The organism is Streptomyces sp. NBC_01446 (assembly GCF_026340095.1).
Classification (GTDB): domain Bacteria; phylum Actinomycetota; class Actinomycetes; order Streptomycetales; family Streptomycetaceae; genus Streptomyces; species Streptomyces aureus.
In genome coordinates, this window is sequence record NZ_JAPEPO010000001.1 from 3,600,012 (window position 1) to 3,624,048 (window position 24,037).

The 24,037-nt window shown below is 67.1% G+C and carries 18 protein-coding genes, 3 rRNA genes and 1 pseudogene; 6 read left to right on the forward strand and 16 right to left on the reverse strand.

Annotated elements, in window-relative coordinates:
- Positions 1-58: 58 nt before the first annotated feature.
- The 8 genes from OG456_RS16030 to OG456_RS16065 form a co-directional block, all read right to left on the reverse strand.
- Positions 59-874, reverse strand: coding sequence for a phosphatase (locus OG456_RS16030; RefSeq protein ID WP_266561496.1), 816 nt, complete (start codon positions 872-874; stop codon positions 59-61).
- Between the two features lie 107 nt (positions 875-981).
- Positions 982-2,157 carry an acetoin utilization protein AcuC gene (locus OG456_RS16035; RefSeq protein WP_266561498.1) on the reverse strand — a complete coding sequence of 392 codons (1,176 nt, stop codon included), beginning with the start codon at positions 2,155-2,157 and terminating at the stop codon, positions 982-984.
- The gene (locus OG456_RS16040) at positions 2,108-3,322 is read right to left on the reverse strand and encodes an MFS transporter (RefSeq protein ID WP_266561500.1); all 1,215 of its coding nucleotides are present in this window, start codon (positions 3,320-3,322) and stop codon (positions 2,108-2,110) included. Before OG456_RS16040 ends, OG456_RS16035 begins: the two co-directional genes overlap by 50 nt.
- A 130-nt stretch (positions 3,323-3,452) precedes the next feature.
- Positions 3,453-4,181 carry a VC0807 family protein gene (locus OG456_RS16045; protein WP_266561502.1) on the reverse strand — a complete coding sequence of 243 codons (729 nt, stop codon included), beginning with the start codon at positions 4,179-4,181 and terminating at the stop codon, positions 3,453-3,455.
- A 135-nt stretch (positions 4,182-4,316) separates the two neighbouring features.
- Positions 4,317-4,961: an HAD family phosphatase gene (locus tag OG456_RS16050; RefSeq protein ID WP_266561504.1), complete on the reverse strand. Its 645-nt coding sequence runs from the start codon at positions 4,959-4,961 to the stop codon at positions 4,317-4,319.
- Between the two features lie 71 nt (positions 4,962-5,032).
- Positions 5,033-5,149: ribosomal RNA gene (rrf, locus tag OG456_RS16055) — 5S ribosomal RNA — on the reverse strand.
- An 89-nt stretch (positions 5,150-5,238) separates the two neighbouring features.
- Positions 5,239-8,362 (reverse strand): 23S ribosomal RNA (locus tag OG456_RS16060).
- Positions 8,363-8,680: 318 nt separating this feature from the next.
- A 16S ribosomal RNA gene (locus OG456_RS16065) occupies positions 8,681-10,208 on the reverse strand.
- The 16S, 23S and 5S rRNA genes sit together here, the layout of an rRNA operon.
- Positions 10,209-11,083: 875 nt before the next feature.
- Between OG456_RS16065 and trpS the strand changes: the two genes are divergently transcribed.
- Complete coding sequence (gene trpS, locus OG456_RS16070) at positions 11,084-12,082, forward strand: tryptophan--tRNA ligase (RefSeq protein WP_266561506.1); 999 nt, start codon at positions 11,084-11,086, stop codon at positions 12,080-12,082.
- A 98-nt stretch (positions 12,083-12,180) separates the two neighbouring features.
- Here trpS and OG456_RS16075 read toward each other — a convergent pair whose 3' ends face one another.
- Complete coding sequence (locus OG456_RS16075; RefSeq protein WP_266569275.1) at positions 12,181-13,173, reverse strand: GlxA family transcriptional regulator; 993 nt, start codon at positions 13,171-13,173, stop codon at positions 12,181-12,183.
- Between the two features lie 98 nt (positions 13,174-13,271).
- On the opposite strand from OG456_RS16075, the gene OG456_RS16080 reads away from it, so the two are divergent.
- The gene (locus OG456_RS16080; protein WP_266561508.1) at positions 13,272-13,874 is read left to right on the forward strand and encodes a cysteine hydrolase family protein; all 603 of its coding nucleotides are present in this window, start codon (positions 13,272-13,274) and stop codon (positions 13,872-13,874) included.
- Between the two features lie 673 nt (positions 13,875-14,547).
- Here OG456_RS16080 and proC read toward each other — a convergent pair.
- From proC to OG456_RS16095, 3 genes are all read right to left on the reverse strand, one after another.
- Positions 14,548-15,360: a pyrroline-5-carboxylate reductase gene (gene proC / locus OG456_RS16085; protein ID WP_266561510.1), complete on the reverse strand. Its 813-nt coding sequence runs from the start codon at positions 15,358-15,360 to the stop codon at positions 14,548-14,550.
- Between the two features lie 71 nt (positions 15,361-15,431).
- The gene (locus OG456_RS16090) at positions 15,432-16,169 is read right to left on the reverse strand and encodes an ABC transporter permease (protein WP_116511397.1); all 738 of its coding nucleotides are present in this window, start codon (positions 16,167-16,169) and stop codon (positions 15,432-15,434) included.
- Entirely contained in the window at positions 16,166-17,020 is an 855-nt protein-coding gene (locus tag OG456_RS16095) for an ABC transporter ATP-binding protein (RefSeq protein WP_266561513.1), read from the reverse strand. Before OG456_RS16095 ends, OG456_RS16090 begins: the two co-directional genes overlap by 4 nt.
- Before the next feature lie 325 nt (positions 17,021-17,345).
- On the opposite strand from OG456_RS16095, the pseudogene OG456_RS16100 reads away from it, so the two are divergent.
- Positions 17,346-17,672 (forward strand): annotated as a pseudogene (locus OG456_RS16100) (SulP family inorganic anion transporter); the annotation flags it as partial.
- A gap of 83 nt (positions 17,673-17,755) precedes the next feature.
- Positions 17,756-17,893, forward strand: a complete 138-nt coding sequence (locus OG456_RS16105; RefSeq protein WP_266569568.1) for a hypothetical protein — start codon at positions 17,756-17,758, stop codon at positions 17,891-17,893.
- A gap of 165 nt (positions 17,894-18,058) precedes the next feature.
- Here OG456_RS16105 and OG456_RS16110 read toward each other — a convergent pair whose 3' ends face one another.
- Both OG456_RS16110 and OG456_RS16115 read right to left on the reverse strand, forming a co-directional pair.
- Positions 18,059-18,832 carry a class I SAM-dependent methyltransferase gene (locus tag OG456_RS16110; protein WP_266561515.1) on the reverse strand — a complete coding sequence of 258 codons (774 nt, stop codon included), beginning with the start codon at positions 18,830-18,832 and terminating at the stop codon, positions 18,059-18,061.
- Between the two features lie 199 nt (positions 18,833-19,031).
- Positions 19,032-19,559 (reverse strand): EamA/RhaT family transporter, encoded by a 528-nt coding sequence (locus OG456_RS16115; RefSeq protein ID WP_266561522.1) that lies wholly within the window; start codon positions 19,557-19,559, stop codon positions 19,032-19,034.
- 179 nt (positions 19,560-19,738) lie between these two features.
- On the opposite strand from OG456_RS16115, the gene OG456_RS16120 reads away from it, so the two are divergent.
- On the forward strand, positions 19,739-20,437 hold the full coding sequence (locus OG456_RS16120; RefSeq protein WP_266561524.1) for an alpha/beta fold hydrolase: 699 nt from the start codon (positions 19,739-19,741) through the stop codon (positions 20,435-20,437).
- A gap of 86 nt (positions 20,438-20,523) precedes the next feature.
- On the opposite strand, the gene OG456_RS16125 is transcribed toward OG456_RS16120, so the two are convergent.
- Both OG456_RS16125 and OG456_RS16130 read right to left on the reverse strand, forming a co-directional pair.
- Entirely contained in the window at positions 20,524-20,838 is a 315-nt protein-coding gene (locus OG456_RS16125; RefSeq protein WP_266569277.1) for a peptidase, read from the reverse strand.
- Between the two features lie 103 nt (positions 20,839-20,941).
- Positions 20,942-21,280: a peptidase gene (locus OG456_RS16130; RefSeq protein WP_266561526.1), complete on the reverse strand. Its 339-nt coding sequence runs from the start codon at positions 21,278-21,280 to the stop codon at positions 20,942-20,944.
- 135 nt (positions 21,281-21,415) lie between these two features.
- Here OG456_RS16130 and OG456_RS16135 point away from each other — a divergent pair, with 135 nt between their 5' ends.
- Positions 21,416-23,734, forward strand: coding sequence for a serine/threonine-protein kinase (locus tag OG456_RS16135; RefSeq protein ID WP_323136332.1), 2,319 nt, complete (start codon positions 21,416-21,418; stop codon positions 23,732-23,734).
- Positions 23,735-24,037 lie beyond the last annotated feature (303 nt).

Consider the following 24,037-nt stretch of genomic DNA (forward strand, 5'->3'; position numbering starts at 1 on the left):
CACTCCCCAGACTAGGGGCGTGTGGTGCGAGTGGGGAAGAGGAGCAGCGGATGGCCGCCTACTGTGACAGACACGCTCGATTGAGTACATAGCGAGTAAGCGGTCGGTAGTAATCAGACCGCACAGCGTCATCAAGCGGAACGGCTACGGACACCTGCCCCTCGGCCTCCCCCACGAACAGTGCGGGATCATCCGTATCCGCGAGCCCGATGGCATCGAACCCCAACTGACCTGCGCCGCAGACCCATCCGTGGTCACCCACGACCAGCTCCGGCAGCGGCCCGCCGGCCTGCGCGGCGGCCGCGAGCACCGTGCGAACCGGGAGAGGCGAGTGGGTGTGTGCGCCGGTCTCACTCCCCGGCTCACGCGCGCCGGGTTCCCGCACCAGCGCGACTCCATGGACGTAGTCGAGGTCGTACGTGCGTAGGCCGAACCGGGTCGTTATGTCGACACTCTCACCCTGCGCGGGGGTGAGGACGAGGCATCCCGCCGCCGACAAGGCGTCCGCCAACGCGGCGTAGAAACCGAGGAGTCGATGCGGGTGCCCCGTCCCGAACAGCACCGGGACACGACCCCGCGCGGCCTCACCGAGCCGCTTCGCGAACGCGTCGAGCGCGGCCAGCGTCCGCTCCGGATCGATCACGTCGAACCCCGAGGTGTCCCCCGGATCGCCCGACACCCCGCACTTGTCGGCCATCAGCGCGAGCAGATCCCGCTGCCCCCAGCTCCACTCCGGGTCGAGGCCCAGAAGTATCCGGGGATCCCTGGCCGCGAAGAGCCGATAGCTGCGCAGACTCACCTCACGGGAAGTCGCAACGGGCCCGGCCAGATGGGCGGCCAGCAGATGCGCACGCAGCGCTCCGGTGCTCAACACCCGTGTGATGCTGGCGCATTGGGGTCCCTGCCACCCCTAAAACCCCGAAAACACCCCACACTTGGCGTAACGCCCCGTATCCTCACGGGCCGCCCGCCCCCACACCGCTACGGCAACAGACCGCGCAGCGGGAACACCGCACGCCGAGTCGCCAGAACCGCCTGGTCGAGCCGGTCCGCCGGGTCGTACCCCGACTCCCACTCGTTGTACGAGACCGGCCACCGCCCGTCCGTCATCCGCGTGGGAGCCAACTGCCGCGTCCTGGCGAACACTTCCTGCCGCCAGCTCTCCGGAATCACCGCCTCGGGCGCGACCTCGTGCCCGGCTGCAATCCCCACCAGATGCGACCAGGACCGCGGCACCACGTCCACCACGGCGTACCCGCCACCGCCCAGCGCGACCCACCGCCCGTCCGCATGCTCGTGCGCCAGCTCATGACAGGCGACCTGCACGGCGCGCTGCGCGTCGAGCGACACCGCCAAGTGCGCCAGCGGATCCTCGAAGTGCGTATCGGCCCCGTGCTGCGTCACCAGGACCTGCGGCCTGAACTCCGCCAGCAACTCGGGCACGACGGCGTGAAAAGCCCGCAGCCATCCCGCGTCCCCGGTCCCCGCCGGCAACGCCACATTGACCGCCGCCCCCTCCGCCGGACCGTCGGCCCCCGTCTCCTCGGGCCACCCGGTCTGCGGAAACAGCGTCCGCGGATGCTCGTGCAGCGAAATGGTGAGCACCCGCGGGTCCTCCCAGAACGCCGCCTGCACCCCGTCCCCGTGGTGCACGTCCACATCCACGTACGCGACCCGCTCGGCTCCCAGCTCGAGGAGACGAGCGATGGCCAGCGCCGCGTCGTTGTAGATGCAGAACCCGGAAGCACCCCCGGGCATCGCATGGTGCAGCCCGCCCGCGAAGTTCACCGCGTGCAGCGCCTCACCCCGCCACACGGCCTCCGCCGCACCCACGGACTGCCCGGCGATCAGCGCCGACACATCGTGCATACCGGCGAAGGCCGGATCGTCGACCGTCCCCAGCCCATAGGCCCCGTCCGCCGAAGCCGGATCGGCGGACGCGGCCTTGACCGCCTCCACATAGTCCTCGCGGTGCACAAGCCGCAGCGTCGACTCACCCGCCCGCTTGGCGGCGACGACGTCCACCTCACGATCGAGCCCAAGAGCCCCGACGAGACTTCTCGTCAGGGCCAGCCGGACCGGATCCATCGGGTGATCCGGTCCGAAGTCATAGCCCGTTACTGCCTCGTCCCACATCAGCTGTGCGCGGCCGCTCATGCCCGTCACCGTATCGGTCCGCTGCAGGGGCGAAGGACCGGGCGTACACGAGTGTCACGAGCACCAACACCATGGGAACGAGCATCGCCCCCCGGTAGTTCCACGCATCGCCCAGAGCGCCCACAAGCGGCGAACCGATCAGAAATCCCACATAGTTGAAGACATTCAGCCGGGCAATCGCCGAATCCGAAGCGTTCGGAAAGAGCCTGCCCGCAGCGGCGAACGTCTGCGGCACGATCACGCACAGCCCGAGCCCCAGCAGCGTGAACCCGAGCATCCCCACCCAGGGCCCCGGCGCCACCGCCACGACAGCGAACCCGAGCGCCGCCACCACGGCCCCGAACCGCACCACCACGACCGCCCCGAACCGCCGCACCCCGAGATCCCCGAGCGCCCGCCCCACCAGCGTCATGACCATGTAGACGTTGTACGGAACCGTCGACAGCTGCTCCGAACTGCCCAGCACGTCCTGGAGGTACTTCGCACTCCAGTTGGAGACTGTCGAATCCCCGATGTACGCGAAGGTCATCACCAGACACAGCGGCAACAGCAGCTTGAACACCACCGGGCCACCCGAGGCGCCCTGAACACCCTCACCGGCGCCGCTCTCCCCGTCGACGTACCAGCGACTCCCCACGAATGCCGCCGGCAACAGCAGCACGACCACCGGCAGATACGACACGAACAGCGAGAGCTCCCAGTGCGCACCCACCCACGCGAGCGATGCCCCCACGATCCCGCCCAGGCTGTACGCCGCATGAAACCCGAGCATGATGCTGCGCCCGTACGCCCTCTGCAGGCTCACCCCGAGCATGTTCATGGACGCGTCCAGCGCACCCACCGCGAGCCCGAACGCCCCCAGCGCCAGGGCCGCTTGCCACAGCGAGCCCCCCGCCCCGACCCCTAGCAGAGCCAGCAGCACAACCGGCTGCGACCACCGCAGGACCCGGCTGGGCCGCACCCGCTTGACCAACTTCTCGGTACACACGCTCCCGACGCCGGCGAGGATCGGCACCGCAGCGAGAAAGACGGGCAACAGCCCATCCGATATGCCGTACTGATCCTGGATAGCTGGTATTCGAGTCACCAGGAGCGCGAACGCGGCGCCCTGCACCAAGAAACTGAACGCCAGCGAGCCTCTGCCACGCCGCAGCACTTCTGTCATGGCCGCACAGCGTATGCCCCAGAGCTACCCGTGGGTAGATGGATCTCGATGCATCTCGAACGAAAGTTCCCGGCCGCCGTCATCGGGCGACCGGGAAGAGGGTGTGCGCTGCGTACGTACCGGAGCCGTGTCAGGCGACGCGCTCCACCTGGGCCCGGCCACTCGCCAGCTCGTCCTCGACCATCCGCTCCATCGGCCCCACGGCCAGACGCCCGCCGAACCGGACGGCCAGGACCACGGCGCCCGCCATGATCACATTGCCCAGCCAGACCATCGTGTCGACCGGCAGCGTGTACGCCCCCACGATCCGCACCACGCACTCCGTGACCAGCGCCAGACCCCACACCGCCGTGAACACCCGCTCGGCCCGCACGAAGCGGCCCGACCCCGCCGACAGACGCTCCCAGGCCGCGGTCCGCCCGGCATCCCCCTTGGTGACGAAGGGCTTCAGCGCGGACGTGAGAAGCGGCTTGCCGGCCACGACCGACACCAGCATCGAGATGCCGACGACACTGCTGATCCCACTGTCCTTGGCGAGCATCAGCCGGGGATCGCCCGTCACCGTGCTCAGCAGCAGCCCCACCATGTTGACGACGAGGATGACTCCGGCCAGCACATTGAGCCGCCGATCCCGCAGCACCCCCCACACGGTCCGCAGCGCCGGCAGCACGCTGCTCCATCCCAGGGCGGCCAGCGTGCTCATGCCGAACCCCTTGCTCAGCACGTAGTACGAGGCCATCGGCACGACCACGTCCACGACCAGCGGCTTGAGACTCCCCAGGAGGGCCGCACGGTCGCTCTGCGGGGCGTCAGCCACGTCAGCGGACTTGACCGGTGTCTGTACAACGAGCTGGCTCATGATCGGGTTCCTCCGTCGTCACTGTGTACGTCCCGTTCTCGATGTACTCAGCTTCGTGGAGAACCCTCTCCGCCCAACAGAAACGATCGTCCGGAGCTCGCGATGACAAATGTCAGGGCGCCTCGTACGGAGATGTCATGCGAGCAGGTCAGGCAACTCCCGCATGTCGCCGAAGAGTTCGGTGGCCGCGCTCAACCGGCTCGCGGGCGTCATGGCCGTGAACCCGTACACGTCCATCCCGGCGGCCACGGCGGCCTGGACGCCGAGCGGACTGTCCTCCACGACCGCGCACCTCTCCGGCGCCACACCCATGCGCCGGGCCGCGTACAGGAAGAGATCCGGCGCCGGCTTCCCCCGCCCGACATCCTGCGAACTGAAGATGCGGCCGTCGTCGAACCACTTGTCGTGCCCGGTCTTGCGATGCCCGACGCGGATCCGCTCGTGACTCCCCGAGGAGGCCACGCAGTACGGCACTCCATCGACGGCCAGCTTCTCCACGACCTCCACGGCCCCGGGCACGGGCTCCAGCTCCCGCTCGAAAGCGGCGAATACCCGCCCGTGAAAAACATCGTCGAAGTCCTCGGGCAGCCGTTGCCCGGCGCGCTCCTCGACAAGGTCGTGCACGCGGTGCATGGCAGAACCCATGTACTCCCTGAGGGATTCCTCGTACGAGGTGGGGTGCCCGAGTTCGGTGAGATAGCCGGCGAGAAGCTTGTTGGAGATCGGCTCGCTGTCGACGAGAACACCGTCGTTGTCGAAAATGACCAGGTCGTATCGCATAGCTCGACCCTAAACGCAGAAAACCCCCGTAACAGGATTCTCATCCGTTACGGGGGTTTTCTTCAAAAATAGTTCGGCGGCGTCCTACTCTCCCACAGGGTCCCCCCTGCAGTACCATCGGCGCTGTGAGGCTTAGCTTCCGGGTTCGGAATGTAACCGGGCGTTTCCCTCACGCTATGACCACCGAAACACTATGAAACTGTCAACCGCACCACGCTCTGTGACAAACGTGGGGTTGTTCGTGGTTTCAGAACCAACACAGTGGACGCGAGCAACTGAGGACAAGCCCTCGGCCTATTAGTACCAGTCACCTCCACCCGTTACCGGGCTTCCAGATCTGGCCTATCAACCCAGTCGTCTACTGGGAGCCTTAACCCCTCAAGGGGGTGGGAATACTCATCTCGAAGCAGGCTTCCCGCTTAGATGCTTTCAGCGGTTATCCTTTCCGAACGTAGCCAACCAGCCATGCCCTTGGCAGGACAACTGGCACACCAGAGGTTCGTCCGTCCCGGTCCTCTCGTACTAGGGACAGCCCTTCTCAATATTCCTGCGCGCGCAGCGGATAGGGACCGAACTGTCTCACGACGTTCTAAACCCAGCTCGCGTACCGCTTTAATGGGCGAACAGCCCAACCCTTGGGACCGACTCCAGCCCCAGGATGCGACGAGCCGACATCGAGGTGCCAAACCATCCCGTCGATATGGACTCTTGGGGAAGATCAGCCTGTTATCCCCGGGGTACCTTTTATCCGTTGAGCGACGGCGCTTCCACAAGCCACCGCCGGATCACTAGTCCCGACTTTCGTCCCTGCTCGACCCGTCGGTCTCACAGTCAAGCTCCCTTGTGCACTTACACTCAACACCTGATTACCAACCAGGCTGAGGGAACCTTTGGGCGCCTCCGTTACTCTTTAGGAGGCAACCGCCCCAGTTAAACTACCCATCAGACACTGTCCCTGATCCGGATCACGGACCCAGGTTAGACATCCAGCACGACCAGAGTGGTATTTCAACGACGACTCCCCCTGAACTGGCGTCCAGAGTTCAAAGTCTCCCACCTATCCTACACAAGCCGAACCGAACACCAATATCAAACTGTAGTAAAGGTCCCGGGGTCTTTCCGTCCTGCTGCGCGAAACGAGCATCTTTACTCGTAGTGCAATTTCACCGGGCCTATGGTTGAGACAGTCGAGAAGTCGTTACGCCATTCGTGCAGGTCGGAACTTACCCGACAAGGAATTTCGCTACCTTAGGATGGTTATAGTTACCACCGCCGTTTACTGGCGCTTAAGTTCTCAGCTTCGCACACCCGAAAGTGCACTAACCGGTCCCCTTAACGTTCCAGCACCGGGCAGGCGTCAGTCCGTATACATCGCCTTACGGCTTCGCACGGACCTGTGTTTTTAGTAAACAGTCGCTTCTCGCTGGTCTCTGCGGCCACCCCCAGCTCGAGGAGCAAGTCCTCTCACCAGTGATGGCCCCCCTTCTCCCGAAGTTACGGGGGCATTTTGCCGAGTTCCTTAACCATAGTTCACCCGAACGCCTCGGTATTCTCTACCTGACCACCTGAGTCGGTTTAGGGTACGGGCCGCCATGAAACTCGCTAGAGGCTTTTCTCGACAGCATAGGATCATCCACTTCACCACAATCGGCTCGGCATCAGGTCTCAGCCTTAATGTGTGACGGATTTACCTATCACACGGCCTACACCCTTACCCCGGGACAACCACCGCCCGGGCTGGACTACCTTCCTGCGTCACCCCATCACTCACCTACTACAAGTCTGGTCCGTCGGCTCCACCACTTTCCTTTCCCCGAAGGGTCCGGAACGGCTTCACGGACTTAGCATCGCCTGATTCAATGTTTGACGCTTCACAGCGGGTACCGGAATATCAACCGGTTATCCATCGACTACGCCTGTCGGCCTCGCCTTAGGTCCCGACTTACCCTGGGCAGATCAGCTTGACCCAGGAACCCTTAGTCAATCGGCGCACACGTTTCTCACGTGTGTATCGCTACTCATGCCTGCATTCTCACTCGTGAACCGTCCACAACTCGCTTCCGCGGCTGCTTCACCCGGCACACGACGCTCCCCTACCCATCCCAGCGGGCGTTGGCCCTACATGCTGGAATGACACGACTTCGGCGGTACGCTTGAGCCCCGCTACATTGTCGGCGCGGAATCACTAGACCAGTGAGCTATTACGCACTCTTTCAAGGGTGGCTGCTTCTAAGCCAACCTCCTGGTTGTCTGTGCGACTCCACATCCTTTCCCACTTAGCGTACGCTTAGGGGCCTTAGTCGATGCTCTGGGCTGTTTCCCTCTCGACCATGGAGCTTATCCCCCACAGTCTCACTGCCGTGCTCTCACTTACCGGCATTCGGAGTTTGGCTAAGGTCAGTAACCCGGTAGGGCCCATCGCCTATCCAGTGCTCTACCTCCGGCAAGAAACACACGACGCTGCACCTAAATGCATTTCGGGGAGAACCAGCTATCACGGAGTTTGATTGGCCTTTCACCCCTAACCACAGGTCATCCCCCAGGTTTTCAACCCTGGTGGGTTCGGTCCTCCACGAAGTCTTACCTCCGCTTCAACCTGCCCATGGCTAGATCACTCCGCTTCGGGTCTTGAGCGCGCTACTGAATCGCCCTATTCGGACTCGCTTTCGCTACGGCTTCCCCACACGGGTTAACCTCGCAACGCACCGCAAACTCGCAGGCTCATTCTTCAAAAGGCACGCAGTCACGACGCAAGGAACAAGTTCCTTGCGCGACGCTCCCACGGCTTGTAGGCACACGGTTTCAGGTACTATTTCACTCCGCTCCCGCGGTACTTTTCACCATTCCCTCACGGTACTATCCGCTATCGGTCACCAGGGAATATTTAGGCTTAGCGGGTGGTCCCGCCAGATTCACACGGGATTTCTCGGGCCCCGTGCTACTTGGGTGTCTCTCAAACGAGCCGCTGATGTTTCGACTACGGGGGTCTTACCCTCTACGCCGGACCTTTCGCATGTCCTTCGCCTACATCAACGGTTTCTGACTCGTCTCACAGCCGGCAGACTGTGAAAGAGAGATCCCACAACCCCACATGCGCAACCCCTGCCGGGTATCACACGCATATGGTTTGGCCTCATCCAGTTTCGCTCGCCACTACTCCCGGAATCACGGTTGTTTTCTCTTCCTGCGGGTACTGAGATGTTTCACTTCCCCGCGTTCCCTCCACATACCCTATGTGTTCAGGTATGGGTGACAGCCCATGACGACTGCCGGGTTTCCCCATTCGGAAACCCCCGGATCAAAGCCTGGTTGACGGCTCCCCGGGGACTATCGTGGCCTCCCACGTCCTTCATCGGTTCCTGGTGCCAAGGCATCCACCGTGCGCCCTTAAAAACTTGGCCACAGATGCTCGCGTCCACTGTGCAGTTCTCAAACAACGACCAACCACCCATCACCCCGAACCAACAGATTCGAGTGCACTGGGGCCGGCACTGAAGGCGACCAATCGGCCGTACCTTCAGATACCCAACAGCGTGCCCGACCCGGTTCCGCCCGGAGATCATGCTTTCCACGCCCCGAAGAGCAGTACTCACAGCCTCCGACCCGTGAACCCGGTCGAATAGTCAACGTTCCACCCTTGAGCAACCACCGCCGGACATTTGCCGACGAAATGGCTCTTGGACCACCAGGTGAAACCCGGCAGCCAAAGTGCTCCTTAGAAAGGAGGTGATCCAGCCGCACCTTCCGGTACGGCTACCTTGTTACGACTTCGTCCCAATCGCCAGTCCCACCTTCGACAGCTCCCTCCCCACAAGGGGGTTGGGCCACCGGCTTCGGGTGTTACCGACTTTCGTGACGTGACGGGCGGTGTGTACAAGGCCCGGGAACGTATTCACCGCAGCAATGCTGATCTGCGATTACTAGCAACTCCGACTTCATGGGGTCGAGTTGCAGACCCCAATCCGAACTGAGACAGGCTTTTTGAGATTCGCTCCGCCTCACGGCATCGCAGCTCATTGTACCTGCCATTGTAGCACGTGTGCAGCCCAAGACATAAGGGGCATGATGACTTGACGTCGTCCCCACCTTCCTCCGAGTTGACCCCGGCAGTCTCCTGTGAGTCCCCATCACCCCGAAGGGCATGCTGGCAACACAGAACAAGGGTTGCGCTCGTTGCGGGACTTAACCCAACATCTCACGACACGAGCTGACGACAGCCATGCACCACCTGTATACCGACCACAAGGGGGGCACCATCTCTGATGCTTTCCGGTATATGTCAAGCCTTGGTAAGGTTCTTCGCGTTGCGTCGAATTAAGCCACATGCTCCGCTGCTTGTGCGGGCCCCCGTCAATTCCTTTGAGTTTTAGCCTTGCGGCCGTACTCCCCAGGCGGGGAACTTAATGCGTTAGCTGCGGCACCGACGACGTGGAATGTCGCCAACACCTAGTTCCCACCGTTTACGGCGTGGACTACCAGGGTATCTAATCCTGTTCGCTCCCCACGCTTTCGCTCCTCAGCGTCAGTAATGGCCCAGAGATCCGCCTTCGCCACCGGTGTTCCTCCTGATATCTGCGCATTTCACCGCTACACCAGGAATTCCGATCTCCCCTACCACACTCTAGCCTGCCCGTATCGACTGCAGACCCGGGGTTAAGCCCCGGGCTTTCACAACCGACGTGACAAGCCGCCTACGAGCTCTTTACGCCCAATAATTCCGGACAACGCTTGCGCCCTACGTATTACCGCGGCTGCTGGCACGTAGTTAGCCGGCGCTTCTTCTGCAGGTACCGTCACTTTCGCTTCTTCCCTGCTGAAAGAGGTTTACAACCCGAAGGCCGTCATCCCTCACGCGGCGTCGCTGCATCAGGCTTTCGCCCATTGTGCAATATTCCCCACTGCTGCCTCCCGTAGGAGTCTGGGCCGTGTCTCAGTCCCAGTGTGGCCGGTCGCCCTCTCAGGCCGGCTACCCGTCGTCGCCTTGGTGAGCTTCTACCTCACCAACAAGCTGATAGGCCGCGGGCTCATCCTGCACCGCCGGAGCTTTCAACCCCCTCCCATGCGAGAGGGGGTGTCATCCGGTATTAGACCCCGTTTCCAGGGCTTGTCCCAGAGTGCAGGGCAGATTGCCCACGTGTTACTCACCCGTTCGCCACTAATCCACCCCGAAGGGCTTCATCGTTCGACTTGCATGTGTTAAGCACGCCGCCAGCGTTCGTCCTGAGCCAGGATCAAACTCTCCGTGAATGTTTCCGGGATATCCCGGTGAACACCACGAGAGCGGAACCGTCGGGAGGAATAATCCCCACGATTCACTGCGTCCTCGCTAGTGCGCCTCACCCCGGTGTGGGAGTGAGGACTTTTTCAAAGGAACCTCCAACCCACCAAAGGTGGGCCGGGGTTGTCAATCTGGCGTTGACTTTTGGCACGCTGTTGAGTTCTCAAGGAACGGACGCTTCCTTTGTACTCACCCGAGATACTCTCTCAGGCTTTCCTCCGGGCAGTTTCCCTTCGGTCTTGCGTTTCCGACTCTATCAGACTCTTTCGTGTCCGATTTCCTCGGTGCCTTTCAGGTTTCCGCTCCGGCCTTTCGGCTTTTCACGTTTCCCTTTCCGGCGGTTCCGACTCTATCAGATCCTTTCGGGCCTGACTCCCAGTCAGCGGGGCTTGTCTTCGCGGCTGTTGGGCCGTTCCGACGAGTGAGACTTTAGCGGAATCCTGGCTCCCGAGCTAATCGGGGGCGTCCTTTCGAACGCGGATTCCTCATTTCGCAAAGACGCATGAAAACGAACCGTGGCGCATCTCAAGGAGACGCGACATCGATCGTTGAATGGTTCCTGCGGAATGGCCACCCGGGGACCGGTCAGGAACCGGAGCTCACGTCGGGCAACTCGGAGAACACTACGTACCGGGCCTAGGAGTGTCAACTTCACGCCTGTGAGGTCTACTCTTGGCCTCGTGACTACGCATGCGCACACCCAGCAGTGGTGGGCCGCCTGACGGCGGCCGGCAGAAGCATGCACCCAACGGCCGCCGCCTCGGCGGCCGTTCTTGTATCTCCCTCCTGGAGACCACGGAGCCCGGCAGCCGGGTCGCGGCGGTCCAGACCAGGAGGTGGAGTAATGACGCGAATCTTCAGCGGGGTCAAGCCGACCGGGCATCTGACGCTGGGGAACTATCTGGGCGCCGTACGTCAGTGGGCTGAAGTCGATCAGCACAGGGCTGACGCGCTGTTCAGCGTCGTCGATCTGCACGCGCTGACCGTGGACCACGACCCTGGGCGGGTGCGGCGACTCAGTAAGCAGGCGGCGACGTTGTTGCTTGCCTCGGGGCTCGATCCCGAGGCGTGCACCGTGTTCGTACAGAGTCATGTGGACGAACATGCCCGGCTGTCCTATCTGCTCGAGTGCGTCGCCACGGACGGCGAGATGCGGCGGATGATCCAGTACAAGGAGAAATCCGCGCGAGAGCGGGAGCGGGGCGGGAGTGTGCGGCTGTCGCTCCTGACGTACCCCGTGCTGATGGCGGCGGACATCCTCGCTTACGGGGCGGACGAGGTTCCTGTGGGTGATGACCAGACGCAGCACGTCGAGCTCTCCCGGGATCTGGCGGTGCGGTTCAACCAGCGTTACGGGCGCACCTTCGTCGTGCCGCGGGCGACGCCGCCCGCTGTCGCGGCGCGAGTCATGGACCTCCAGGACCCGGCTTCCAAGATGGGGAAGTCGCATGACAGCGGGGCCGGGATCGTCTATCTCCTCGACGAGCCGGACGTCGTGCGGAAGAAGATCCTGCGGGCTGTCACGGACAGCGGCACGGAGGTCGAGTACGACCGCGAGGCCAAGCCCGGGGTGTCGAATCTGCTGGAGATTCTGGCCGCTTGTGCGGGTGGGAACCCAGAAGGCTTGAGCGGTGTATATGAGTCGTATGGCGCGCTGAAGAGGGCGACCGCGGAGGCCGTGGTGGAGCTTCTTGCGCCGCTGCAGAAGAGGCACAAGGAGCTGGTTGCGGATCCCGCGTATGTAGAGGAGGTGCTGCGGCGGGGAGCTGAGCGGGCGAGGGAGATGGCGAAGCCGACCGTGGACGCCGCCTATCGGGCGATCGGGCTGCTTCCCCCTACCTGAGCGTCCCTGTACGAGCGTGCCTAGAGGCGGCACGTTCCTGGAGGAGCGTTCCTAGGAGAGGCGTTCCTAGAAGAGGAGCGTTCCTAGGAGAGGCGTTCCTAGAAGGGGGTGAAGGGTCGCTGGGCGAAGGAAGCCCGGTAAGAGCGTGGGCTGGTGGCGAGGCGCGATGCGAAGTGCTGGCGCATCGTGACCTCGCTGCCGAAGCCCGCGCGGCGTGCGACCTCGGGCATGGGGAGGTCGGTGCGTTCGAGCAGCTTCTGCGCTGCTGCCATGCGCTGATCCAGGAGCCAGCGCAGAGGGGTGGTGCCAGTGGCTGCGGTGAAGTGACGGGCGAAGGAGCGCGAGGACATGCCGGCGCGGGCGGCGAGGCCGGCGACGGTGAGCGGTTCGTGGAGGTGCTGGAAGGCGTATGCGCGGACGGAGGTGAGGGCATCGGCGTCGCGGTCGGCTCGTGGCGTGGGGTGCTCGATGAACTGGGCCTGCGTTCCGGTGCGGAAGGGGGCTGTGACCATCGATCGGGCGATGGTGGCGGCGGTCTCCGCGCCGTGGGTCCTGCGGACGAGGTGCAGGCAGAGATCGATGCCGGCGGCCGTGCCGGCGGCGGTCCAGATGTTGTCGTCCTCGATGAAGAGGGCGTCGGGTTCGACGGTGACGAGGGGGTGATGGGCGCGGAGCAGGTCGACGAGGTTCCAGTGAGTGATCGCGCGGCGGCCGTCCAGTAGGCCGGCTTGGGCGAGTGTGAAGGCGCCTCCGCAGAGCGCCGCGATGGTGACGCCGCGGGCGTGGGCGCGGCGCAGGGACTCGAGGACCGGTTCGGGCGCGGGGGTGAGGTGGTCGTCGAGGCCGGGGACGACGAGCAGGTCCGTGGCTGGCGCGAGGCGTGTCAGCCAGGTGAGGGTGCGATCCGGGGTGAGGGTGAGTCCGCCTCGCATGGGGACGGGTCGCGGGTCTTCGGCGATGCGCCGCAGGTCGAAGGCGGGGACGCCGCGGTCGGTGCGGTCGGTGCCCCAGACCTCGGTGATGACGGAGACGTCGAATGCCCGGATGCCGGGGAAGGCGAGGAGGGCGATGCGCTGAGTGGGGCGCGGCAGCGTGTGCGGGTCTGAGTGCGGCACGGTGGCAGTAAACCATCGATCGCTGTCTTTTGTGCCTCTGGGGCAGGCGCGCTCCCGGCGGGAGCATCGTGGGCATGGAGATCGCAGAGAACGCAGCGCTGATCGTGGTGGACGTGCAGAAGGGGTTCGAGGAGGAGCAGTTCTGGGGGCCGCGGAACAACCCTGGGGCTGACGAGAACATCGCGTCGCTGATCGACGCGTGGCAATCGACGGGGCGACCGGTCGTCTTCGTGCGGCATGACTCGCCGAAGCCTCAGTCGCCGTTGCGGCCGAGGTATGCCGGGAACGGCTTCAAGGAGTACGTGGAGGAGCGGCGTGGAAAGGGGGGCGGGGCGGAGCTCCTGGTGACGAAGTCCGTGAACTCGGCGTTCTACGGGGCGCCGGACCTGGACGCGTGGCTCAGGGCAGCTGGCATCGGGCAGTTCGTGGTGGCCGGGATCCAGACCAACATGTGCGCGGAGACCACGGCGCGCATGGGCGGGAATCTGGGGTACGAGGTGCTGTTCGCGTTGGACGCGACGCACACCTTCGACCTGGAGGGCCCGTTCGGCTGGCGCCGCACAGCGGAGGAGCTGGCCCAGGCCTCAGCGGTGTCACTGCACGGGGGCGGCTTCGCCCGGGTGGTCACGACGGCGGAGGTTGTGGCTGCGGCGGAGGCGGGGGCGCTTCGCGGGTGACGGTGGGTACTGGTTCCGTGTCGCCAGCATGCGTGCGGGGGGGGCATGGGGCAACGGGGCGGCCGGGTGGCGCGGGCAGCCGCGTTCACGTCGGGTGTGAGCCGTCGCGAAGCCGGTGCGGCATCACCGTGCCGCGTAGTTCGTGGGGCGCCGGGATGACCGGATCGGCCGGCCGCGGGGTGAGTTGCTGCGTCCAGGCCGGTGCGGGTCGTCGCGGCGCTGGGGTGGGTCGTCCCTGCAGTCCTGTCTCGCGCGGGCGAGCGGATTGCGGCACGAGGGGGCGACGGGGCGCCACCGTGGTGGGACGGCCAGGTCGGCAGCAGGTGAGGCGAGCCGCTGCGGTCCACCGCATCCCGGGGCGGGTCGGGTCGGCTCGGGCGAGGTGAAGCTCGCCGCCCCGTCGGGCCAGCCCCCCGGTTCCCGGCAAGCCGCGTGGGAGCAGGACGGGCCGAGCTCCAGCAAGGGCCAGGATCAGCCGGTTCGGAGATGACCAGGCCGGAGGTATCCCGGCCTGGGCAGCCAGGCCGGTCATCGCCCCAGGCCTGGATTAGCCAGGCCTGGGACCGGCAGGCTGGACGTCGCCCCAGGTGAGTAATCAGCCACGTGGGTGTTGAGGCCCGTAGGGGGCGTACGTCCGTGGGGGCATGGGCCCGTAAGGGCGTACGTCGGTGGGTCAGCTGTTTCCGGAGGCCAGTTCGCGGCTGCGGTCTCGGGCGGCTTCCAGGGCGGCGATGAGGGCGGCGCGGACTCCGTGGCTTTCGAGTTCGCGGATGGCGTTGATGGTGGTGCCGGCGGGGGAGGTGACGTTTTCGCGGAGCTTGACGGGGTGTTCACCGCTGTCGCGGAGCATCGTGGCGGCGCCGATCGCGGACTGGACGATCAGCTCGTGGGCCTTGTCGCGGGGCAGGCCGAGCAGGATTCCCGCGTCGGTCATGGCTTCGACCAGATAGAAGAAGTACGCCGGGCCCGAGCCGGACAGGGCGGTGCAGGCGTCCTGCTGGGACTCGGGGACGCGGAGCGTCTTGCCGACGGCGCCGAAGATCTCCTCGGCGTGGGCGAGGTGGGCGGTCGTGGCGTGGGAGCCGGCGGAGATGACGGACATGGCCTCGTCGACGAGGGCGGGCGTGTTCGTCATGACGCGCACGACGGGGGTGCCTTCGGGGAGGCGCTCCTCGATGAAGGTGGTGGGGATGCCCGCCGCGCCGCTGATGATCAGGCGGTCGGCGGGGAGGTGCGGGGCGAGTTCGGTGAGGAGGGCGCCCATGTCCTGGGGCTTGACCGTGAGGATCAGGGTGTCGGCCTGCTTGGCGGCTTCCGCGTTGGTGACGGGGGTGACGCCGTGGCGGGTACGGAGCTCTTCGGCGCGTTCCGGACGGCGGGCCGTCACCAGGAGGTTGGCAGGGGCCCAGCCCGCTCGGATCATTCCGCTGAGCAGGGCCTCGCCGATCTTTCCGGTGCCGAGGACTGCGACGTGCTGCTGGGGCATGGAGGCCACCCTTCGGGGCGCGGGGTTCGGTGCGGTTGCGTCCGTCGGGGTCATCCTCGCATCGGCGGCGGTCAGGCCGTACGGCGGCGGAGCGTTGCGGCGCCGAGGGCCAGGACGAGGACGGCGCAGCCGGCGACGACGGCCGCGTCACGGATGAAGTCCGCCGTGAGGTCGGTGTGGCGGAGGACTTCGTTCATGCCGTCGACGGCGTACGACATGGGGAGGACGTTGGAGATCCCTTCGAGGACGGGCTGCATCTTGTCGCGCGAGATGAACAGGCCGCACAGGAGCAGCTGGGGAAAGATCACCGCCGGCATGAACTGGACGGCCTGGAACTCGGAAGCCGCGAAGGCGGAGACGAAGAGGCCGAGCGCGGTGCCGAGCAGGGCGTCGAGGAGGGCGACCAGGAGCAGGAGCCAGGCTGAGCCGGTGACGTCGAGGCCGAGGCCCCACAGGGCGAGGGCCGTCGCCAGTACGGACTGGACGACCGCGAGGGCGCCGAAGGCAAGGGCGTAACCGGCGATGAGGTCGCCCTTGCCGAGGGGCATGGCGAGGAGGCGTTCGAGGGTGCCCGAGGTGCGTTCGCGCAGGGTGGCAATGGACGTGACCAGGAACATCGTGATGAGCGGGAAGATGCCGAGGAGGGAGGCGCCGATGGAGTCGAAGGTGCCGGGGCTGCCGTCGAAGACGTAGCGGAGCAGGAAGAGCATCACGCACGGGACGAGCAGCATCAGGGCGATGGAGCGCGGGTCGTGGCGGAGCTGGCGCAGGACTCGGGCTGCGGTGGCGAGGGTGCGGGCTGCGTTCATCGGGGGCTCCGCTGGAGGGTGTTGGCCTGGTCGACGAGGTGGAGGAAGGCGTCTTCGACGGTCGCCGCGCCGGTACCGGCTCGCAGTGCGTCGGGGCTGTCGTCGGCGAGGATCTCGCCTTCGCGCATGAGGAGGAGGCGGTGGCAGCGCTCGGCCTCGTCCATGACGTGGGAGGAGACGAGGAGCGTGGCGCCGCGCTCGGCGGCGATGGAGTGGAAGAGGTTCCACAGGTCGCGGCGCAGGACGGGGTCGAGGCCGACGGTGGGTTCGTCGAGGACGAGGAGTTCGGGAGTGCCGAGAAGGGCCACGGCGAGGGAGACCCGGCTGAGCTGGCCGCCCGAGAGGTTGCCGGCGAGGGCGTCGGCGTGGGAGGTGAGGTCCACTTCGGTGATGACGCGGGCGACGTCGTCCCGGCGGTGGGAGGCGGCGGCGCGGCCCGGCTGGAGTACTGCCGAGAAGTAGTCCAGGTTCTGGCGGGCCGTCAGGTCCGCGTATACGGAGGGGGCTTGGGTGACGTATCCGATGCGGGAGCGGAGTTCGGCGGAGCCTGCCGGGTGGCCGAGGACGGTGAGCGTGCCGGTGACCTTGGCCTGGGTTCCGACGATCGCGCGCATGAGCGTGGACTTGCCGCAGCCCGAGGGGCCGAGGAGACCGGTGATCTGACCTCGCGGGACGGTGAAGTCCAGGGCGTGCAGGACGGGGCGGGGGCCTCGGACGACAGTGAGGTCCGTGGCGCGGACGGCGGCCGCCGGTGGTTCCGGCGAAGGGGAGGGCGAAGCAGAGGGAGAGGGGGAGGGGGAGGGCAAGGGAGCAGGCTCCGGGGAGGATGGATCTCCGGGGATATTCATCATGTGATGAATATTCCTCCGGCGGGGCCGGGGCGTCAAGCGCCAGGGGCGCTTTGGCGTCGCCGGCGCTCGTGGGGGTGATCGGAAGCGGGGGGTCCGAGGGCGGGTGACTCCGCGCTTCCGAGGGCATCGGGATGTATCCGCAGCTCGGCCCGTCCTCAACTCCTTTACCTGAGATGGATTTCAGTGGCGGGGCCTCCTTCGCTTCCGGCGCCCACGCATCTCCCTCAAAGGTGCGCCCCAGATGCGTCATGCAGCTGTTTCCCGCTCCCTCGCCCGTCTCTCGCCCACCCCTGACTCCCCCTCACGTCGCCTCCCCCGCCGCCTCATCCGTCGCCTCCCCCGTCGCTTCTTCCGTGCCGATCTGGGCGCGTCCCTCGTCGTCTTTCCTGTCGCGCTCCCCTTGTGTGTCGGCGTTGACGTCGTCTCCGGAGTGCCGGCCGAGCTCGGGCTGATCACGGCCATCGTCGGCGGTCTCGTCGCCGGGGCTCTGCCCGACAGCAGCCTCCAGGTCAGCGGGCCCGCGGCCGGGCTGACCGTCCTCGTCTACGGGGCCATGCACACCCACGGCCCCGCTGCGCTCGGCGTCCTGGTGGCGGCCGCCGGGCTCCTGCAGATCGGGCTGGGGGTGCTGCGGCTCGGGCGGTGGTTGCGCCGGCCGTCGCGAAGACGGCGTGGGACGTCAGCCACGTACAGGTGCGGACCGAGGACCGGGGGGCTACGGGGCTGGTCGTACGGGTGGCCGGCAATGCCACGTTTCTGCGCCTGCCGAAGCTGCTCGACGCGCTGGAAGCGTTGCCTGCCGACCGGGAGGTGCGGCCGGAGGTGGGTGGGCTGGCTGGCTGGCTGGCTGGCTGGCTGGCTGAGGCATCTTGATCACGCGTGCGCCACGGCGCTGAAGGGATGGGTGGCGGGGCTCGTGCGGACGACGGTGTCGTGAGGTGGGGGCGGCCGCCGGTGTCGTAGCGGCTGTGAGGGTGGCCGCCGATTTCGTGAGGTGACGGGGGTGGCCACCGGTGTCGTAGTCGTAGTGGCTGTGGGTCAGGTGCGGGTGGCCACCAGGAGTTCGACCACGTAGGTCTCCTCCACCGTGCCGTCCGGGAAGAGCTCGCCGACCCGGGCGCGCTCCTCGGTGAGGAAGGCCTGCGCGTCGCCCTCTTCGAGGACGAGGAACGCCGAGTGGCTGCCGATGTTGGCGAGGTGCGTGTCCAGCGGGACAAGCCGGCTCCAGCGCACATGGCGAAGGGTGACGTCGCCGCGTCCCGGCAGGTTCGTAAGGCCCGACAGTTCGGTGGCGCGGGCCTCGTCGGGGCGCTGCCTGGCGCCCGTTTCCACGCCTACGTGGCGCGCGATGCGTTCGTGCTGCGCGGCGATCCACGGAACGTCGAGGGCCACGGTGTTCCACCACAGCGCGAGCGCGCCGCCCGGACGCAGGACCCGCATCGCCTCGGGGGCCGAGCGGGCCGGCTCGGTCCAGTGCCACGACTGGGCGTAGGTGAGGAGGTCCAGGGAGGCGTCGGCGAGGGGGAGGGCGTTGCCGTCGCCCCGCACGATCGGTACGCCGGGCAGCGCCCGGCGGAATTCGACCGCCATGCCCTCGCCCGGCTCGACGGCGACCACGCGGGCGCCGCGCGCGTGCAGGAGGGCGGTCGAGATGCCGGTTCCCGCGCCTACGTCGGCCACGCGGGCGCCGGCGAGGGGCCGTCCGGCGGCGTCCTCGACGGCGTCCAGGAGGGCGGGCGGGTAGGACGGGCGGTTCGCGGCGTACTGGGCGGCCGCGGCGTTGAACGAGTGGGCGCGCGAGACGGTGGGCATGCCGCCATCCTGTCCTGTGCGGGGGACTCTCGTCAGTACGTGGTGTGTGGCTCGGGCGGTGGCGGGTGAGCGCGTACCTGTGTGCCCATGTGCCCGTGCGTTCGCGTGCCTGTGTGCCTTGTGTGCCCATGTGCCCATGTGCCCGTGAACCCATGTGCCTGTGAGCCCGTGAGCCCGTGAGCTAGTAGACCCCTGGGCGTCAGCCCTTGCGCTTCTTCTTCGACGGGTTCCCGGTGCGGCGCGTGCTGCGGCGTTCGTACTGTTCGCGGGCGGTCGCGTACTCCTGTCTGCGGAGCTTCTCGCCCGGGGCCTCGGAGAAGCAGCGCAGGCAGTAGGCGAGCAGCACGCCGACGAAACCGATCGACATGAAGCCTCGCAGGGACGCCTGCGCCTCGGGATCCGGACGCTTGGAGAAGCCGTCCCACGTGCGGCGGAAGGCGAGGGCGCTGCAGACCGCGAACATCAGGACCACGAGTACGTTCACGAAGGAACCGACATCGGCGATGGCCAGTCCCTCGTACGCGAAGCGCAGCACGAAGCAGCCGGCCGCCGCACCGACGAGCGCGCCCGCGGCGACCGCGACGCGCCGCCAGATGTAGCCGCCGTCGTGCTCGACCCAGGTCCTGCCGAAGAAACGGATCTCCTCGGGCTGGGGGCCCGCGGGGATGCCGCCGGCTGCTTCCGGGGTCTCGGGGGTGGGGCGGGGGGTGCCGGATTCGTCGCTCACGGGTCGATTATGGCGCGCGCCCCCGGCGGCTCCGGGGTCGGAGGTGGGGCTGGGGGTGGGGGCGGGGCCTGGGCCTGGGTGGGGCTGGTGTGATGACTGGGCGGGGCTGGGGTGCCGCCAGGCAGGGTCCGGGGTCCGGGGTTGCGGGCATTGTCGGACCTCTCCTCTACGTTGCCCGCATGACGGAATACGTACTAGTCGCAGGCGCGTGGCTCGGAGCGTGGGCGTGGGACGACGTGGTGCCGGAGCTGCGCGCGGCCGGGCATGGCGCGCACACCGTGACGCTCTCCGGGGTCGCCGACAAGCAGGGCGTTCCGGCCGGGCAGAAGACTCATGTCCAGGACATCGTCGACGAGGTGGAGCGCCTCGGACTGCGCGATGTCGTCCTGGTCGGGCACAGCTACTCGGGCATCCCGGTCGGCCAGGCCGCCGAGCGGATCGGTGACCGGCTGAAACGCGTGGTGTTCGTCGACTCGAATGTTCCGGCGGACGGGGAGTCGTTCGTGTCCGTGTGGTGGCAGGGGCCGGCGGCGCTGGAGGCCGTCATCGCGGCGAACGACGGTTACTGGCCGCCGCTGACCGCGCCCGAATGCGAGGGGCAGGGGCTCGACGACGCGCAGGTCGCGCGGATCGTGGGCGGAGCCACGCCGCACCCGGGGGCGTCCCTGTCGGAGCCGGCCGTGCTGTCCCGCCCGCCGGGCGAGCTTCCGGCGACGTACATCAAGTGCCTGCTCGACGGACCCGAGCCGACGGACGATGTGGCCGAGCTTCTGCGCGGCGAGAACTGGCGGCTGCGGGAGATGGACACGGGGCACTGGCCGATGTTCTCCCGGCCGGGGGAGCTGGCGCGGATTCTTCTTGAGGAGGCGGGGGGTTGAGGGACGGATAAGGGCGGCCCTGGGACGGCGGTGAAGGACGGGGCCGGTCGCGCACGTCGGAGTACGCGACCGGCTCCCGCCATCCGCTACGCGCAGCGCGGCGCCACGTAGCCGTCGCTGCCGGTCTTCACGTAGGCGTCGGAGACGTATTCGCCGACTCCGATGTTGTCCCAGACATTCGACGTGCCGTAGGGGCCACTGACGGTCTCCCCCGGACGCTGGCAGAAGATCGGGACGGTGGCGCCTATGGGAAGGACACGGACCAGGCGGTATTGCGTGCCCGGTCCGCTGCGGACGTTCAGCGTCGTGCCCGGGGCGATCGGGTAGTACCGCTGCTGGGCCGCGGCCGGTGCCACGGTCGGCTCGGCGGCCCCCGCCGCCACGGGTGAACCCATCACCATCAGGAAGGCCCCGGCCGTCGCTCCCGCGAGCAAGGCCGCTCGGGCCCCTGTGAACTTCATGTGGTCCCCATTTCGTCGTGGGTCGTGAGCTGCCGCCGACCGGTCAGGCGCAACGTGGAGCCACATAACCGTCGTTGCCGGTCTTCACGTACGCGTCGGAGACGTACTGGCCGTTGGCGATGTTGTCCCAGAGGTTCGTCGTGCCGTAGGTGCCGCTGATGGTCTCGCCCGGCTTCTGGCAGTTGATCGGTACGCGGGCGCCCAGCGGCAGGACCTTGACCAGCTGGTAGTGGGTGCCAGGTCCGCTGCGTACCTTCAGGCGGACTCCAGGGGCGACCGGATAGCGAATGGCGAGCGCGTCGGCGCTCAGCTCCTCCGCCGGCCCTCCGGCCTCATGCGCCGCGATGTCCTCAACCGTTCCCGCACCGTCTTCAACAGCCATGCCGTTCTCCCCCGTTGACCACTCTGACGTCTGTCTCTGACATCCATGAACATGCGTACGTGTCCTGCGACCCGCGCAGGCTAGCAAGCCCCTCCGACATCGCACGCACCATCGACTAGGCTCCGTGCGTCGCGCTTGCGGACACAGACACGGGGGTGGGCGATGCCGCCGCTGCGCAGCACCGGGCCGGGCCGGGAAGCGGAACATCCTGAGTACGCCGGGCAGTACCGTCTTGAGTCATGCCTCGGCGCGGGCGGCATGGGTGTGGTGCACCTGGCGACGTCCGCTTCGGGGCTGCGCCTGGCCATCAAGGTCGTACATGCCGAGTACGCGGCGGATTCCGAGTTCCGGGCCCGTTTCCGGCAAGAGGTCAATGCCGCGCGAAGGGTCAGCGGCGCCTTCACCGCGCCGGTGGTCGACGCGGATCCGGATGCCGAACTGCCCTGGATGGCCACGCTGTTCATCCCGGGTGACACACTCGCCGAGCGGGTGAAGCGGAACGGCGCGCTGGCGCCTGACGACGTACGCAGGCTGGGTGCGGGGCTCGCAGAGGCGCTGCGCGACATCCATCGCGTCGGCGTCGTGCACCGCGACCTCAAGCCGAGCAACGTCCTGCTCGCCGCCGACGGCCCGAAAGTCATCGACTTCGGCATCTCCCGCCCGACGGACAGTGATCTGCGGACCGAGACGGGCAAGTTGATCGGCTCGCCGCCCTTCATGGCGCCCGAGCAGTTCCAGCGGCCGCGTGAAGTGGGGCCCGCCGCAGATGTGTTCGCCATGGGAGCCGTGTTGGCCCACGCGGCGACAGGGCGTGGACCTTTCGACTCGAACAGCCCGTACATCGTCGCCTACCAAGTCGTCCACAACGAGCCGGACTTGGCCGGCGCACCCGAGGGCCTCGCGCCGTTGATCAGGCGTTGCCTCGCGAAGGAACCCGGGGAACGGCCCCTGCCGGGCGAGATCATGGAGGCGCTTCGGCAGCCTTCCACTGCCGGGCCGGGGGCGGCCGGTGCCGGTGCGTTCATACCCGCCCAGCGGCGCCCGAGCGGGGAGCCGCACGCGGAGGGCGGACGCGAACAGGGCACCCAGTGGACCCGGCGGATCCGCCGCCAGGACCGGCCCGCGCCCTCAGCCGCATCCGCATCCGCATCCGCATCCGCCGGCCAGGACTCCCCCGCGTCCCGGGCGGACCAGCCCACCCATCCCCGGCCAAGCGAAAGAGCCACGCCCGAGTCACCGCGGCACCGTGGCCGCTGGGCGCTGACGGCAGGAGCCGCACTCGCGCTGGCGGCCGTCGGCGCAGGCATCGCGCTGCACACGACGGAGGACGGTGACGGGACCGGCCCCGGCGGAACGGCCGTGCGGCAACAAGCAGGATCCTTCAAGCCCTGGCACAAGAACCTCGGCGGCGCGAGCGACACCGCCCCGGCGTGTGCGTCCGGGCCGGGTGCCCTCTATTGCGTCAGTGGCGGCGGCAGGACAATGCGCCTCGATCCGCTGAACGGCCACGTCGTGTGGGCCTCGGCCGCTTCCGGCGAGCGGCACAGCTCTGGCACGGCCGCACAGCGGGCCACTCCGGCTGCGCCCACGCTGTCCGGGGGACTGCTGCACCTGGTCGACGGCGGCCGGATCAGGGCTCTGGATCCGCGTACGGGCGAGGACCGTTGGGTCGTCGACGCGTCCGCGTACGAGGCCGTGGAGCACGGCGCGGACACGACGCTGCTGATCGGATCGGGCGGAACCGTGCGCGCTCTGAACAGCACGACCGGCAAGCCGCGGTGGACGAAGCACGTCGGAGGCCTCGGCACCCAGTGGATCGCCGGACCGGGCGGTGACGGCGAATTCTTCGCCGTGACGGCGTCCGCCGACGGAGGCACCACGTCGATCAGCGCGATCGACGCCCACGGGGGTGCCGTGCGGTGGACCGCCGAGGCTGCGGGCAGCCTCAGCCCCTTCGGCGCGTCGGACGGCGCCGTGTACCTGCTGTCCGCGAACACGGACCTCCTCGTGGACGCCGTCGTACGGCTCGACACCGCCGACCGGACCGCACACCGCTTCCCGCTGACCACGCCCGCGGACCAGGCGGAGGCCACCGAGAGCGGCGGCATCGCCTACGTGTACGGGGCCGGCGGCTCGCTCGTCGCCGTCGACACCACGGCCACGAGGCCGCAGAACGCGGTCAGCTGGCGCCTGGAGACCTCAGTCAGCCGCCCTTCGCGACCCGTCGTATCGGACCGGACGCTCTACCTCACCGCCCCCGACGGCCGCCTGCTCGCCACCGACATCCGCACCGGCAAGCCCCTCGGCCAGACGCGCCCCCGGCTCGGGAGTGAACCCGGGCGGGTGGTCGGGGAGCTGCCCGCGCCCGTCGTGGGTGAGGGAGGACGCGTCTACGGGAGCGCGCCCGACGGAAGTGTGTTCGGGGTGGACGGGCGGGAACCTGGGCGCTGGTGACGTGGGGCCGTACGGGCCCTGGAGACCTCGGCCCGGCCGGGCCGGGCCGGGGGCGACCGCAGTCGGGGCGGCCCTGATGTCCGCGGCCGCGGCAACAGTCAGGCCTGTGGCCTGACCCGTCCTCGTACAGACATGAGCCCGCCCCGCAGCGAATTCGCCACCGGGCGGGCTCACGCCTCAGACAGAACCAGATCCAGATCCAGATCCAGAGTCGACGTCAGAACCAGAGCCAGACCCAGCCCCATAGCTAGCGCCAGAGTCGAAGTCGGAACCAGACCCAGCCCATAGCCGAAGTCCGAACCA

Bases quoted from the DNA above. Each gene is read 5' to 3' on its own strand.
- OG456_RS16035 (WP_266561498.1), bottom strand. From the start codon at position 2,157: ATGAGCGGCCGCGCACAGCTGATGTGGGACGAGGCAGTAACGGGCTAT.
- OG456_RS16040 (WP_266561500.1), bottom strand. From the start codon at position 3,322: ATGACAGAAGTGCTGCGGCGTGGCAGAGGCTCGCTGGCGTTCAGTTTC.
- OG456_RS16045 (WP_266561502.1), bottom strand. From the start codon at position 4,181: ATGAGCCAGCTCGTTGTACAGACACCGGTCAAGTCCGCTGACGTGGCT.
- OG456_RS16050 (WP_266561504.1), bottom strand. From the start codon at position 4,961: ATGCGATACGACCTGGTCATTTTCGACAACGACGGTGTTCTCGTCGAC.
- trpS (WP_266561506.1), top strand. From the start codon at position 11,084: ATGACGCGAATCTTCAGCGGGGTCAAGCCGACCGGGCATCTGACGCTG.
- OG456_RS16080 (WP_266561508.1), top strand. From the start codon at position 13,272: ATGGAGATCGCAGAGAACGCAGCGCTGATCGTGGTGGACGTGCAGAAG.
- proC (WP_266561510.1), bottom strand. From the start codon at position 15,360: ATGCCCCAGCAGCACGTCGCAGTCCTCGGCACCGGAAAGATCGGCGAG.
- OG456_RS16090 (WP_116511397.1), bottom strand. From the start codon at position 16,169: ATGAACGCAGCCCGCACCCTCGCCACCGCAGCCCGAGTCCTGCGCCAG.
- OG456_RS16095 (WP_266561513.1), bottom strand. From the start codon at position 17,020: ATGATGAATATCCCCGGAGATCCATCCTCCCCGGAGCCTGCTCCCTTG.
- OG456_RS16110 (WP_266561515.1), bottom strand. From the start codon at position 18,832: ATGCCCACCGTCTCGCGCGCCCACTCGTTCAACGCCGCGGCCGCCCAG.
- OG456_RS16120 (WP_266561524.1), top strand. From the start codon at position 19,739: ATGACGGAATACGTACTAGTCGCAGGCGCGTGGCTCGGAGCGTGGGCG.
- OG456_RS16125 (WP_266569277.1), bottom strand. From the start codon at position 20,838: ATGGTGATGGGTTCACCCGTGGCGGCGGGGGCCGCCGAGCCGACCGTG.
- OG456_RS16130 (WP_266561526.1), bottom strand. From the start codon at position 21,280: ATGGCTGTTGAAGACGGTGCGGGAACGGTTGAGGACATCGCGGCGCAT.